Origin of the sequence: Arthrobacter sp. NicSoilC5 (assembly GCF_019977395.1) — a bacterium.
Classification (GTDB): domain Bacteria; phylum Actinomycetota; class Actinomycetes; order Actinomycetales; family Micrococcaceae; genus Arthrobacter.
Genome location: NZ_AP024660.1, coordinates 1,805,226 through 1,819,138, shown reverse-complemented (window position 1 = coordinate 1,819,138; position 13,913 = coordinate 1,805,226). Strand labels below are relative to the sequence as shown.

The window sequence follows — 13,913 nt, the reverse complement described above, 5'->3', positions numbered from 1 at the left end:
GTTAGACGTTTGATGTTTGTGCTTTTGTGGCCAACCTCTCCACGTGTTCGGTGCCTGCAATAGACTGCCAACGGACTGTCGGAGGACCTGGCGCGGACCAGGCGGTGCGGAAGGACGGCTGTGGAGGCTTCCAGGGGAATCGAGATTGAGAAGAAGTACGACGTCGATGCCGGCGCCGTGGTGCCGCCCCTGGAACAGGCCGCAGGGGTGGCCCGCACAGGCAATCCGCACACCGACCTGCTGGAGGCGGTGTACTTCGACACCCCCACCCATGCCCTGGCCGGCCGCCGCATCACCCTCCGCCGCCGCACCGGCGGGAAGGACGCGGGGTGGCATCTGAAGCTGCCGCCCCAGGCGGCGGCCGGCAGCGAAGGCCCGCAGGAGCGGACGGAACTGCATGCACCCCTGGGCCGTCCCGACGTCGTACCGGACGCCCTGCTTACCCACCTTTACGCCTACCTCAGGGGTGCTGTCCCCGTGCCGGTGGTGCGCCTGGACACCCGCCGCACCACCTACCCCCTGTACGGGGCCGACGGCGCCCATCTCGCCGACCTCGCGGACGACCAGGTCACTGCCGAACGCCTGGGGGACGGGGACAACGCCACAAGGCAGGAGTGGCGCGAATGGGAACTGGAGCTGGTCCACGGGGGGCCGGACCTCTTTGGCCCGGTGGAGGAGCTGCTCGCAGCCGCCGGCGCCCGGCCCGCCGGCCATGCCTCGAAGCTGGTCCGGGCCCTGGGCGCTGACACCAAAGCGGGCAAGCGTGCCGCCGCCGGCGAGGCGCCCACCGGTGCTTCCGGAACCGAAGGCGCCCCTGCCCTGCTGGCCGGGAAGCGTGCGCCGGCTGCCGCCGTCGTCACCGTTTATGTGGCCGCGCAGATCGACCAGATCCTCGCCAGCGACGCCGCCGTCCGGGAGGAGGAACCCGAGGCCATCCACACCATGCGGTCCGCCACGCGCCGGATCCGCTCGGTCCTGGCCGCGTACGCCAAGCTCTACCGGGCGTCACCGGTGCGCAAACTGCGGAGCGAGCTGAAGTGGCTGGGCCAGCTGCTCGGCCAGCCGCGCGACGCCGAGGTCCTGCGGGCCCGGCTCCGTGACCAGTTGGGCGCGCTGCAGCCCGGGGATGGCACAGCCGGGGCCACGGCAAGGGTGGAGCAGCGCACGGGCGGGGATTATGACGCCGCGTACCGGCTCCTGCTGGAAGCCCTGGGGTCGGGCCGCTACTTCAGGCTCCTGGACAAGCTTGAGGATTTCCGTGACAACCCGCCGGTGCGCGCCGACGCGGTAGCGCCGGGACGTCGGGCGGCCGCGAAAGCCGTGGACAAGGCCGCCAGGCGGCTGGAGCGCTCCCGCAAAGCGGCCAAGCGCGCGCGGCGCGGCAGGGACCAGGAACTTGCCCTCCACCGGGTCCGCAAAGACGCCAAGCGGCTGCGCCACGTGGCTGAATCAGCGGCCCTGGTGCACGGCAAGCGTGCGGGCAAGGTAGCCAAGGCCGCCCGCCGGCAGCAGAAGATCCTGGGCCAGTTCCAGGACGCCGTGGTGGCCCGCGACCTGCTGGCAGCCATCGCCGCGGAACACAGCGAGCCCGCCACGGCAGGCATCTACGCGGAGCTGCTCAACCAGCAGGAAGAGCGGATGCTGGAGGCCCGTGCCGGGTACCGGAAGGCCAGGAAGAAGTCGCGCGACCTGTTGGGCCGCGGCGTCCTCTGAGGCCTGCCGGGCAGTTTCCGGCCTACTTGCCCTGCCGGGCGGACAACCGGGCCACGGCCAGGGCCAGCCACAGCTGCACCCGGTCCGCAGTGACGGAGGGGTCATACCCGGTGAGCTCGGTGATCTGCGCCAGCCGGTACCGGACCGTGTTCCGGTGCAGCGTGAGCTCTTCCGCCACCGCAGCCACCGAGCCGTTGTTGTTCAGGTAGCTCTCCAGCGTGGACATCAGCTCCGAGCCGTGCGCGGCATCGAACGCCCGCAGCGGGTTCAAGGACTCGTGCGCCATGTCCGCCAGCGGGACGTCCTCGCTGGCCAGCAGCAGCGATGTCAGGCTGAGCCGTTCCGGTTCGTTGACCGGCAGCCCATGGCTGGCGGCGTCCCGGGCTTCGAAATAGCTCCAGCGCAGGCCGTTGGGCTTGGTGTACGCCCCGCCGATGCCGATCGTGGCATGGATCCCGGCTTCGGCGAGGTGGTCGCTCAGCTTCCGTGCCAGCGCCGGCGCCGTCCCGCCGTCGTCATTGACCACCAGCACCAGGTCCTTGCCCACGACGGCAGCGACCGCCTTCTCCAGTTCCTGCGGCACCGAGGTGCTCCCCAACGCCTTCCCGTGGGCGGCCGACACGGCCAGCAGCACCACGTTCTTGCGGGTGCTGTTCACGCCCACGCCGGCCAGGCGGCGCTGGGCCTCGCTGGTCTCCAGCGCCCCGTGGATCACGTCCTCCAATACTTGGCCGCACAGGGCGCGCTGGGCCTGCCGCTGCTTGACCATGTTGTTCAGCTCCACGCTGATCAGGTTCTGCGCGTAACCGATGATGCCGGTGTCCTCGAACGGCTGGCGGACCCACAGCGTGCAGGCGTCCCGCCGGCCCGTGGGCACCGGGTAGCTGGACCACGTATCGGCCGACGGGTGGGTGCTGCCGCTGTTGTACAGCTGCGCCGTGAACTGGGTCAGCGCCACGTCGGTGCGCAGCATGCCGCCCAGGTTCTTCAGCAGCTCTGCCAGCCCGCCGCCGGTCAGCAGCGCCCGGGCCAGCACCTGGTGCCCGGCGATGAGCCGTTCCAGTTTGGCGTAGTGGTCGGCCGACTGGGCGTCCGCCACCAGCTTGGTGATGGCGATGAACGGGGTCTCGTAGGGCACTTCCACCACCGGCAGGCCCCACCGGTTGGCCTCCGCCAGGAGGGCCGGGGGCACCGCCTCATGGGACAACCCCACGCCGAATCCGATGCCCACCGCACCGGCACGCTGCACCTGCCGCACGAAGCGCCGCTGCTCCGGCGCGGACCGCAGCCGCAGGCCCGTGGTGAGCACCAGTTCCCCGCCGTTGAGGAACCGCTGCGGATCCTCCAGTTCCGTCACAGCCACCCAGTTGATGTCCTGGTTCCAGGTGGTCTCCGCCACGCCCGCCTTGGACAGCTTCAAGGAGGTCACGCCCACCAGGGCAGCAAGGGAAATGGCCATGAAGCAAGGATAAACGTGAGCTGGGCAACCGCACTAAACCCCTTTGGCAAGGGTGTGCAGGTGGCTATTCACCCCGCTTGGGCGCTGGCATAGGCTCAAGGCAGTTCCATCCATCCGTCCTGGTCTCCGCCCGGCCGCCGATGGCCCTTACGAAAGAGGTTGCACACCGTGGTCCAAACCTTGCAGAACTTCATCAACGGGAAGTTCGTCACCCCCGCCGGCACCACCCTGCTGGACGTGGTCAACCCCACCAACGGGGAAGTGGTGGCGCAGGCCCCCGTTTCCGTGCAGGCGGATGTGGATGCGGCCATGACGGCAGCCAAGGACGCCTTCAGGACCTGGAAGCACGTCACCCCGGGCCAGCGCCAGCTGATGCTGCTCAAGCTTGCCGACGCCATCGAGGCCAACAGCGACGAACTCGTCGAAGCCCAGCACCGCAACACCGGCCAGGTCCGCTCCCTCATCGCCTCCGAGGAAGTGGCTGCCGGCGCCGACCAGCTGCGCTTCTTCGCCGGTGCCGCCCGCATCCTGGAGGGCAAGTCCGCCGGCGAGTACTTCGAGGGCCACACCTCCTACGTCCGCCGCGAACCCATCGGCGTGGTGGCCCAGGTGGCCCCCTGGAACTACCCCTTCCTGATGGCCATCTGGAAGATCGGTCCCGCGCTCGCTGCCGGCAACACCGTGGTCCTGAAGCCCTCCGACACCACCCCCGAGTCCACGCTGGTCCTGGCCCGCCTGGCCGGCGACATCCTGCCCGCGGGCGTCCTGAACGTGGTCCTGGGCACCGGCGAAACCGGTGCCATGATGGTGGAGCACAAGGTCCCCGGCCTGGTGTCCATCACGGGATCTGTCCGCGCGGGAATCGCGGTGGCTTCCGGCGCCGCCAAGGGTCTCAAGCGCGCCCACCTGGAGCTCGGCGGAAAGGCCCCGGCCATCGTCTTCGCGGACGCGGACATCAAGAAGAGCGCGGCGGCGATCGCCGAATTCGCGTTCTTCAACGCCGGCCAGGACTGCACGGCCATCACCAGGGTGCTGGTGCAGGATTCCGTGCACGACGACGTCGTTGCAGCCATGGTGGAACACACCCGGACCCTGCACACCGGCTCGCAGAACGACGAAGACAACTACTTCGGCCCGCTGAACAACGTGAACCACTTCAACGCCGTGACCTCCGTGGTGGAGAACCTGCCGGCCAACTGCCGGATCGAAACCGGCGGACACCGGGCAGGGGAGAAGGGCTACTTCTTCGAACCCACCATCATCACCGGCGCCAAGCAGACCGACGACGTGGTGCAGAAGGAAACGTTCGGCCCCGTCATCACCGTCCAGAAGTTCAGCACCGAGGAAGAAGCCGTTGCCCTGGCCAACGACGTGGACTACGCGCTGGCCTCCAGCGTCTGGACCACCAACCACGGCACGGCCATGCGGTTGAGCCGGGACCTGGACTTCGGCGCCGTCTGGATCAACACCCACATCCTCCTTACCGCCGAAATGCCGCATGGCGGCTTCAAGCAGTCCGGCTACGGCAAGGACCTCTCCATGTACGGCGTGGAGGACTACACGCGCATCAAGCACGTGATGTCCGCCCTCGACGCCTGACCATTCCCCGCTGGTTGAGCTTGCCGAAACCCGGAATCGTAGAAAGAAAAGAACCATGACCACCACCGCAGCAGACATCACCTACCGCCTGGAGCAGAAGCGCAACGTCCAGGCCGACTTCCCGGGCCCCAAGTCCGTGGCACTGACCGAACGCCGTAAGTCCGTGGTGGCTGCCGGCGTCGCCTCCAGTGTCCCGGTCTACGTTGCAGACGCCGACGGCGGCATCATCCACGACGTCGACGGCAACTCCTTCATTGACCTGGGCTCAGGCATCGCCGTGACCAGCGTGGGTGCCTCCGACCCCGCCGTCGTGGGCGCCGTCAAGGAAGCCGTGGAGCATTTCACCCACACATGCTTCATGGTCACCCCCTACGAGGGCTACGTGGCCGTCGCCGAGCAGCTGAACCGCCTCACCCCGGGCGACCACGAGAAGCGCACCGTACTCTTCAACTCCGGTGCCGAGGCAGTGGAGAACGCCGTCAAGGTGGCCCGCCTGGCAACCGGCCGGGACGCCGTCGTGGCTTTCGACCACGCCTACCACGGCCGGACCAACCTCACCATGGCGCTCACCGCCAAGGCCATGCCGTACAAGACCAACTTCGGCCCGTTCGCGCCCGAGGTCTACCGCATGCCCATGAGCTACCCGTACCGCGAGGAAAACCCCTCGATCACCGGCGCCGAGGCAGCAAAGCGCGCCATCACCATGATCGAGAAGCAGATCGGCGGCGACCAGGTTGCCGCGATCATCATCGAGCCCATCCAGGGTGAGGGCGGCTTCATCGTCCCGGCCGAGGGCTTCCTGCCCGCGCTGGCTGACTGGGCCAAGGAGAAGGGCATCGTCTTCATCGCCGACGAGGTCCAGTCCGGCTTCTGCCGCACGGGCGAATGGTTCGCCGTCAACCACGAAGGCGTCGTCCCGGACATCATCACCATGGCCAAGGGCATCGCCGGCGGCATGCCGCTGTCCGCCATTACCGGCCGCGCCGACCTCCTGGACGCCGTGCACCCCGGCGGCCTGGGCGGCACCTACGGCGGCAACCCCGTGGCCTGTGCAGCAGCCCTGGCCTCGATCGGATCCATGGAGGAGTACGACCTGAACGGCCGTGCCCGCCACATCGAGTCCATCGCCACGGCGCGCCTGCGTGAACTGCAGTCCGATCTGGCCAACGCCGGGACCGCGGTCATCGGCGACGTCCGCGGCCGTGGTGCGATGCTCGCCATCGAGCTCGTCCAGGCCGGAACCAAGGAACCCAACCCGGAGCTGACCAAGGCTGTGGCCGCCGCCTGCCTGAAGGAAGGCGTCATCATCCTCACCTGCGGCACCTACGGCAACGTCATCCGCCTGCTGCCCCCGCTGGTCATCACCGATGAACTGCTCGCAGACGGCCTGGGAGTCCTCGCCGCAGCCATCAAGGCCAACGCCTAAGAGCCGCAAAGCCGGTCCACGGAAAAGGCAGCACCCCGCCGGGGTGCTGCCTTTTCCGTTGCCCGGGAAATCCCGCCATGGGGGGATACCTAGGCCCCCGCACCGGACTGCGCAAACTACCTAATATTCCGCCCGGACCGGCGGGCAGGCGGCGGTCCCCCCAAAACCCTTTCGGTAAGTAGCCCCAAAAATCTTTATAGAGTACCCGTTACTCGTGTCGGGCCTGCGCAGGAATACGTAATTTTGACCTATAAACGGGCGGGCTGTGCGCGACGCCGATTGCCTGAGGCGCCACCTGCCACCCCCAAAATGCGGAGCGCATATGCGCTCCCGATTAAGTCAGCCGCAGGGTAATGACGCTGCCCTCCCATGACGCTGACGACAGGAACTTCCACCAACGCCTGGTGCATGGGCACCCCAGGCGGCGACACCCCACAGCCCAAAGACGGACATCTTGCTCAAGACAGGGGGAAGGCAATGACGCAGCCTTCAGCAATGACGCAAGCTTCAAGGGGAACGGGGGAGGGCCTGTGGTGACGAACCTGGGAACCTTCGCCGTGCCTGCAGCGACCACCTTCGGCCGGGACGGGGCCATGTTCGAGAGCCTGCTCGCTTTCGTGGCCCAGATGAGCCTGGTTCTGTGGGGCTTGGTCACGCTCACAGTGGTCATCCGCTTCATCGGCATCCGGTTCTACCGCCGTGCCGCGCGCCGGGCCATGGCCAAGGTGGCGGCAGCCGGCACCGCCGTTCCAGCCATCGCAGTGGCGAGCATCGACGCCCCCGCCGCCGCTACTACGGGTACGGCCCTTCCTGACGCCGCCAGGACTGCCCGGGCGGCCGGGGCCGCCGCCGCGCAGGCCGCCGTTGCCGCGGTCAAGCCGGCCATCGCCGTTGTTCCAGCCATCGCGGCCGGCATCGACCTGCTCCAGCCGGCCAACGTCCCGCTTCCAGAAGCCTTCACGAACGTGCTGGCAACCAACTCCGTGGACAGATGAGCGATGGATATCGCGCTCTTGGTCTTTTGGCTCTTCGCGGGCGTCAGCATCCTGTACGTTGTGCACTTCGGCCTCTACCTGGCGGGTGCCAACTTCTACGACATATGGCAACAGCGGCGCAAGGGACTCAGCGGGATCCGGCTTCCCACCCCCTACCAGCCCGAGTGCGCGGCGACGGCTACCTGGACCCGGCGGGCGGTCCCCGAGGTACCCGGGCTGGTCTCCATTGTCATTGCGGCCCACAACGAGGAAGCCGTGATCGTCCGGACCCTGGACTCCATCCGGCGCAGCACCTACCCGTTCTTTGAGGTCTTCGTCGCAGATGACGCCTCCGGTGACCTCACCGGCCGGCTGGTCCGCGATTACCAGTTGCGGCACCCCGCGATGGGCCTGCGGATCGTGCGGATGCACCGGAACGTGGGCAAGGGCGCGGCGCTCAACTCGGTGCTCCGCAGGTTCGCGCGCGGCCAGTTCGTCATGACGCTCGACGCCGACTCGGTCATCCAGCCGGACGCCATCACCCGGGCGCTGTCCTACTTCGACGACCCGTACGTGGCCGGCGTGGCGGCGAACGTCCAGATCATGGAGGAGACCACGGCGCTCGGTATCCTGCAACGGTTTGAGCACATGATCGGCTACCGCTCCAAGAAGCTCTACTCGCTGTTGAACTGCGAGTTCGTGGTGGGTGGTGTGGCCTCCACCTACCGGATGCGCGTGCTGCGCAAGGTGGACTTCTACGATACGGACACCGTGACCGAGGACATCGGCCTAAGTGCGAAAATCACCCACCTGGGCAACCGGCGTTTCCGCATGGTTTACGGTGCGGACGTGGTGGCAAAGACCGAGGGGGTGCTCACCTTCCGTGCCCTGGCCAAGCAGCGCTACCGCTGGAAGTACGGAAGCATCCAGAACCTCATCAAGTACCGCAGCATGACCCTGAACCCCAGCCGCCGGTACAGCCGCACCCTGGCGTACTACCGGATGCCCACGGCCGTGCTGAGCGAGTTCACGCTGCTCGTCTCACCCCTGGCCTGGACGTACGCGGTCTATTGGTCGCTGGCCACCTACACTCCGGCGCTGATCATCGGGTCCTACGCCACCATCACCGCCTACACGCTGCTGACGGTCCTGATGGATGAAAACCTCTCACCGCGGGAACGCACCAGGCTGTGCATGTACGCGCCCACCGCCTATTTCCTGTTCTACATCATGGACCTGGTCCAGCTCGCGGCAGCGGTCCGGTGCATCGTCCGTTCGCCAGGGCTGGTGCGGCGCCCCGAGATCAACACGTGGAAATCTCCGCAGCGGGCCGGCAGCGTGGCGGTGATAAGCCGTGCCGCCTAGGCGCCGGCGGGTCCGCCAGGTCCTGCTGAATCCGCTCGTGGTCATCGCGGTCCTGGTTCTCCTGATCACCGCCGGGTGGTTCATGTATACGGGCAGGATCGGAACCTTCGCCCAGGCGCGGCCCGGAGCCAACCTGCTCCCGGCGCTCTTTCCCGGCGTTGCCGGACCGACGGCGGCACCGGGCCCGTCGCCGTCGGCCGGTACTTCGGTGGCTCCGGAAGGCGGCTGGACCGCGGCCCACAGTGGGGATGCGAAGACCTCCCTGGAACTGGTGCCCGGGCAGATGGGCGCCCAGGCGCTGAAGCTCAACATCCCGCAGTACGCCTCGGGCGATGTCACCCTCACCAGCCCGCGCGTGGACGTGGTTCCCGGCAAGACCTACTTCTTCAAGGTGTTCGCCACCACGGAAGCGGATTTCCGGCTGCTGGTGCGGAAATACCACAGGGATGGCAGCACCAGCCTGGAGCAGCTGAGGAACCCGGTGGAGCGGCCGGGGACCACCGCGTTCACGGTGAGTGACGCGTTCAACAGCGGCGACACCGTCGCGGCAGTGGAGTACGTCTTCCGCTTCGCCTCAGTGGGTACCGCGCGCGTGGAAGGCGCCTACCTCGAGGCAGCGGACGACGTCCAGCCTCCGGCACCCGCAGCGGTGGGCCCGAACGTGATCCCCAACCCGGGATTCGCCGGTACCCAGCCGAACCAGCCGGCCTTCTGGTCCCCCTATTCCTCCGGGACGTCAACAGTGGAGTCCGGGCGCGGCGAGGACGGGCGCGGAAGCTTCCTCTGGACCCGCATCGGAAACTACGTGAACGGGGAGGCGAAGTGGCAGTACCAGCCCATCGCGGTGACCCCGGACCGCTACTTCAGGTTCGGCGCGGCCTACAAGGCGGACCGCGAGGTGGATGTGGTGGCCGAGTTCGAGCTTGCGGGCGGCGGACGCACCTTCAAGAACCTGGAGTCCGTGCCGCCGGCAGGGGAGTGGACCACCATCAGCGAGGCATTCCAGGTCCCCGATGGCGCGGCCAACGCAATGGTCACCCTGGTTGCGCATGGGAACGGGACCACCGCGGTCCGCGACTATTCGCTGACGGACATCACCAGGCCCGGGCCGCTGCGGTGGAACCAGTCCCTGGTCTCGATCACGTTCGACGACGGGTGGCAGTCCGTGTACGACCGCGCGCTGCCCCTGCTGGACAAGCATGGGTTCAAGTCCACCCAGTACGTCAACGCCAGCTCGATTGAGACGCCGAACTTCATCACGGGCGCCGAGGTCCAGCAGTTGCACCAGGCGGGACATGAAATTGCAGCCCATGCCTACCAGCACGTCGACCTCACCTCCGTGGGGGCGGAGCGCCTGGATGAGGAGCTGCGCAAGAGCGAGGAAGCGCTGGCCGCGGCCGGCCTTCCCACCGATGACCTGGCACCGCCGTACGGACGCTCCGACCCGCAAGTGGACTGGTATGCGGCCAAGTACTTCAAGATCATGCGGGGGACGGATGACGGCATCAACACGAGGCAAAACCTCAACCCGCATGACCTGAAGGTCCTGTACGTGACCGACGCAACCACGCCGGAAACCCTGAAGGAAGCGCTCGCCGAGACCTCCCGGTCCAACGGCTGGCTCATCCTGGTCTATCACCAGATCGCTGCCCCCGACGCGTCGGGGACCCAGAAGAACACTATTGCGGCGGACAAGAGCACTATCACCAGCGACGTCCTCGCAACCCAGCTGCAGCTCATCGACGAAAGCGGCATCCAAGTGAAACCGGTCGCCCAGGCGTTCGAGCAGTTGCAGGGCCCGTGACCACCACCAGGCGGTGAAACGCGGCGCCTTCGACACCCGAAAGAAGGAGAAAGTCATGATCAAATCCAGATCCAGCCTGGCGCGAGGCCGCGCCGGGCTCCTGACCCTTGGGGTAGCCGTGTGGGCCATGGCCGCCGCGCTGCTGACCCCTGCGGCCGCGAACGCCGCCGTGGACAACCCTGCCCCAACTCCGCTCGTGTCCTTCACCTTCGACGACGGCATGCAAAGTGCCTTAACGCAGGCTGCCCCCACCCTCAAGAAGTACGGGCTCACCGGCACCAGTTACGTCATCACCAACTGCGTGGGGATGACATCCGTGCCGAACACCTGCCGCGCCAACACCGACGTTCCCTATATGACGTGGGACCAGGTCACCCAGTTGCAGAACACCTACGGCTGGGAGATCGGCTCACACACCGTTGACCACCAGTGCCTTGTCAGCGTGGGCAACGACTGCCAGGCCACCAAGCTGACGGCCGCCCAGGTGGACGCCGAACTGGCCAACAGCAGGGCCGCTTTGTCGGCCCACGGGTTCAATGCCACTGCCCTGGCCACGCCCTACGGCGACTACGACATGTCGGCGCTCGCCCGGATCGCAAAGTACTACACCTCGATGCGCGGTTTTGCGGACGTGGGCAACAACATCTGGCCGCTCGGCGACCTGCTGCTCCACAACACGCCGGTGCAGGAAGCCACCACTCCGGTCTCCACGCTGAAGGCTAAAGTTGACGAGGCCATCGCCAACAGGACGTGGGCCATCTTCACGTTCCACGACGTCAGGACATCGCCGAGCCAGAACCCGGATGACTACCAGTACGGTACGGCTGAGCTGGACCAGCTGGCAGCGTATGTGCAGACCAAAGTGGCGGCCGGGCAGATCCGGAACGTCAATGTCAGCAAGGGCCTGGTAACCGGCAGCCCCAACCTCCTGCCGAACGCGACGTTCAATAACGGCATCGCCGACGGTTGGCGCACGGACGCCCCGGCCACGATCACCGCGGACGCCGGGACCAACGGGAGCTACCCTGATCCTGCCAAGTCCGTGAAGCTGGTGTCGGGTTCCGCTGCGGGCCACCTGTTCTCGCCGAAGGTTCCGGTGTCGGCGGCCAACAGCTACCTGTACAAGGCCTTCCTCAACGTGGCGGCAATCTCCACTGGAGAAGTGGGCTTCTATGTGGACGAGTACAACGCGGCCGGCCAGTGGATTTCCGGGCAGTTCCGCAAACGGGAAAACAGCCGCTGGGTGGAGTCGATGAACTTCACCTACACTCCGAGCTCCACCAGCGTGGCATCCGCCAGCCTGCAGGTCTATGTGACCGGCACCGGCATCACTGCGTACCTGGACAACATGCAGATGATGACGCTCGGGAGCGGTTCCACCACGCCGTCGCCCAACCTCGTGGCGAACGGCACGTTTGATGCCGGCATCGGCTCGGGATGGCGGACAGACTCCGCATCAACCATCCTGGCTGACGCAGCCAACCACGGGAGCCCGGCCAACCCGGTGAACTCGGTCAAGATGACGGCCACCACGGCCAACAAACACCTGTTCTCCCCGCAGGTGGCGGTGGCAGCCGGCAGCTACAAGATCGCCAGCTACCTCAACATCACGGCGCGGACCAGCGGCGAGATGGGCTTCTACATTGACGAATACAACTCCGCCGGGCAGTGGATCTCCGGGCAGTGGAAGCTCGGGATCTCGGCCGGCGGCGTGACCAATGTGGATCTGACGTACTCGCCGAGCAGCACCGCGGTAGCGAAGGCGAGCCTTCAGGTGATTGTCCAGGGCAATTCCGGACTGCAGGCGTACTTCGACGACGTCCGCTGGACCAAGTCCTAGCTGTACCAGGTCCTGGCAGCAGGGGAGAGGACGAAGGATGGCCGGGCGCCCGCACGCACTGACGGTGGTGCTGGTGTCCGCCCTCCTCGCCGTCCTCGCCTCATGCTCCCCGCCCAAGCCCGACGTGACGCTGGACCTCCTGCACGGGGACTGGCAGGACGTTCCGGGCGTCCGGGCCGGGAACGGCGCACTCCAGGTGACGCCCACCGCCAGGCGCATCGTGGAGCAGAGCGGGGAGGGAGGCCAGCCGAACCCCCCGCTCAACCTCGCCGGCACGCACCTGGTGGTCGGCGGAGACTTTTCGCTCAGCGCAACATTCGCGGACGTTACCGCGGACGCGTCCTGGGCGCTGTACGACCGGCCGCCCGTCATCGCCGATGAGTTCCGTGTGGAGCCGGCGGGCCTGCGGCTTACCCTTCAGGGAAACGACCTGAAGATCGCCGTCTTCGACGGGACGCAGAAGAAAGACGTGACCCAGCCGGTGCCGGTGCATGATGAACACGTCACGGTAAAGGACCCGGGGGCGCCCTTCACCGTGCGCCGCTCCGGCGATACGTTGGCCGTCGCCAGCGGCAACGACACCCTTTCTTCCCTCCCCCTGGGCAAGGTGTTCTCGTCCGGGGAACTGTGGCTGGGGTTTTCCAGCGATTCCGGCGACTTCGAGATCACCTCGCTCACGGCGGTAGCGCCGGGAAGCGCCGGCCTGCGCACCTCAGGGGCCGCGGCAGCCGGCGTCCAGCCGTCAAAGGACGGCCTGCAGGCACTCGCTGCGAGGACCCGTCCGGACTTCCTGGTGGGCGCGGCCGTGGCACTGGGGCCCCTCACCGGGGACACGGACTATGCCCGGGAGTTCGTCGAAAACTTCGGCGCGCTCACGCCGGAAAACGCGATGAAGCCGCAGTTCCTCTCCCCGCAGCGGGGCGTGTACACCTTCGAAGAGGCTGATGCGATCCTGGCGATTGCCCGGAGCAAGGGCATGGCGGTGCACGGCCACACCATCGCTTTCACGGAGGCCATGCCCCGCTGGATGCAGGAACTCCCCGCAGGCTCGGACGCGGAGCGCCGGACCAGCGGCGCAGCACTGCTCGACTACATCTCCGCAGTGGTGGGGCACTTCAAAGGACAGCTGGCTTCCCTTGACGTGGTCAACGAGCCGTTCGACGTGGACCAGGGGACCGGCATGCAGCAGAACATCTGGTACCGCGTCTTCGGGCCGGGCTATCCGGCCGTGGTCTCCAAGGCCGTCTATGCGGCCGATCCGGACGTCAAGCAGTACATCAACGAGAACGGCGCCGACGTGCCGGGCCGCCGCCAGGACGCACTGCTCAAGCTCATCCTGGACACGAACGCGCAGGGCGGCCATATCTACGGGGCAGGCCTCCAGGCCCACGTCTACGACCTCAAGACCGACGCCATCTCCGCTGACGACCTCACCCGGACGCTCAAGCGTTTTGGGGACGCCGGGCTCCACGTCCGCATTTCCGAAAACGACGTCACGGACGGCCAGGGGACGGACGCCCAGGCGAAGCAGTACGCCACGGTACTGGCCACCTGCCTGCGCTCGCGCACCTGCGTCTCCTACACCACGTGGGGAGTGGATGACCGCTACGACTGGTGGATCGACGACGGCGGGAGCCTGCGGCAGGGCCACGACCACCTGTTCAACGACGGGAAACCCACACCGGCGTACGATGCCGTGAAGCGCGCTCTGGGCGGTTGACCCTGGGCGCGAA

At 67.1% G+C, this 13,913-nt stretch carries 9 protein-coding genes; 8 read left to right on the top strand and 1 reads right to left on the bottom strand.

All coding sequences use genetic code 11. From position 1 onward, the window contains the following. The first annotated feature begins 120 nt into the window (after window positions 1-120). Entirely contained in the window at window positions 121-1,713 is a 1,593-nt protein-coding gene (locus LDO22_RS08505; protein ID WP_224026739.1) for a CYTH and CHAD domain-containing protein, read from the top strand. A gap of 22 nt (window positions 1,714-1,735) precedes the next feature. Here LDO22_RS08505 and LDO22_RS08500 read toward each other — a convergent pair whose 3' ends face one another. Further along, window positions 1,736-3,172 carry a PucR family transcriptional regulator gene (locus LDO22_RS08500; RefSeq protein WP_159631190.1) on the bottom strand — a complete coding sequence of 479 codons (1,437 nt, stop codon included), beginning with the start codon at window positions 3,170-3,172 and terminating at the stop codon, window positions 1,736-1,738. A 168-nt stretch (window positions 3,173-3,340) separates the two neighbouring features. On the opposite strand from LDO22_RS08500, the gene LDO22_RS08495 reads away from it, so the two are divergent. The 7 genes from LDO22_RS08495 (at window position 3,341) to LDO22_RS08465 (ending at window position 13,900) form a co-directional block, all read left to right on the top strand. Continuing rightward, window positions 3,341-4,771, top strand: a complete 1,431-nt coding sequence (locus tag LDO22_RS08495) for a gamma-aminobutyraldehyde dehydrogenase (protein ID WP_224026738.1) — start codon at window positions 3,341-3,343, stop codon at window positions 4,769-4,771. 55 nt (window positions 4,772-4,826) lie between these two features. Then, the gene (gabT, locus tag LDO22_RS08490; protein ID WP_224026737.1) at window positions 4,827-6,197 is read left to right on the top strand and encodes a 4-aminobutyrate--2-oxoglutarate transaminase; all 1,371 of its coding nucleotides are present in this window, start codon (window positions 4,827-4,829) and stop codon (window positions 6,195-6,197) included. A 530-nt stretch (window positions 6,198-6,727) separates the two neighbouring features. Further along, entirely contained in the window at window positions 6,728-7,192 is a 465-nt protein-coding gene (locus tag LDO22_RS08485) for a hypothetical protein (protein WP_224026736.1), read from the top strand. Between the two features lie 3 nt (window positions 7,193-7,195). After that, complete coding sequence (locus tag LDO22_RS08480) at window positions 7,196-8,536, top strand: glycosyltransferase family 2 protein (RefSeq protein WP_224026735.1); 1,341 nt, start codon at window positions 7,196-7,198, stop codon at window positions 8,534-8,536. Beyond that, entirely contained in the window at window positions 8,526-10,340 is a 1,815-nt protein-coding gene (locus LDO22_RS08475; RefSeq protein ID WP_224026734.1) for a polysaccharide deacetylase family protein, read from the top strand. Before LDO22_RS08480 ends, LDO22_RS08475 begins: the two co-directional genes overlap by 11 nt. A 55-nt stretch (window positions 10,341-10,395) precedes the next feature. After that, window positions 10,396-12,180 carry a polysaccharide deacetylase family protein gene (locus LDO22_RS08470; protein WP_224026733.1) on the top strand — a complete coding sequence of 595 codons (1,785 nt, stop codon included), beginning with the start codon at window positions 10,396-10,398 and terminating at the stop codon, window positions 12,178-12,180. Between the two features lie 37 nt (window positions 12,181-12,217). Continuing rightward, window positions 12,218-13,900, top strand: coding sequence for an endo-1,4-beta-xylanase (locus LDO22_RS08465; protein WP_224026732.1), 1,683 nt, complete (start codon window positions 12,218-12,220; stop codon window positions 13,898-13,900). The last annotated feature ends 13 nt before the right edge of the window (window positions 13,901-13,913 follow it).

Coding starts and splice junctions, on each gene's coding strand:
- LDO22_RS08470 (WP_224026733.1), top strand. CDS start 10,396: ATGATCAAATCCAGATCCAGCCTGGCGCGAGGCCGCGCCGGGCTCCTG.
- gabT (WP_224026737.1), top strand. CDS start 4,827: ATGACCACCACCGCAGCAGACATCACCTACCGCCTGGAGCAGAAGCGC.
- LDO22_RS08500 (WP_159631190.1), bottom strand. CDS start 3,172: ATGGCCATTTCCCTTGCTGCCCTGGTGGGCGTGACCTCCTTGAAGCTG.
- LDO22_RS08480 (WP_224026735.1), top strand. CDS start 7,196: ATGGATATCGCGCTCTTGGTCTTTTGGCTCTTCGCGGGCGTCAGCATC.
- LDO22_RS08465 (WP_224026732.1), top strand. CDS start 12,218: ATGGCCGGGCGCCCGCACGCACTGACGGTGGTGCTGGTGTCCGCCCTC.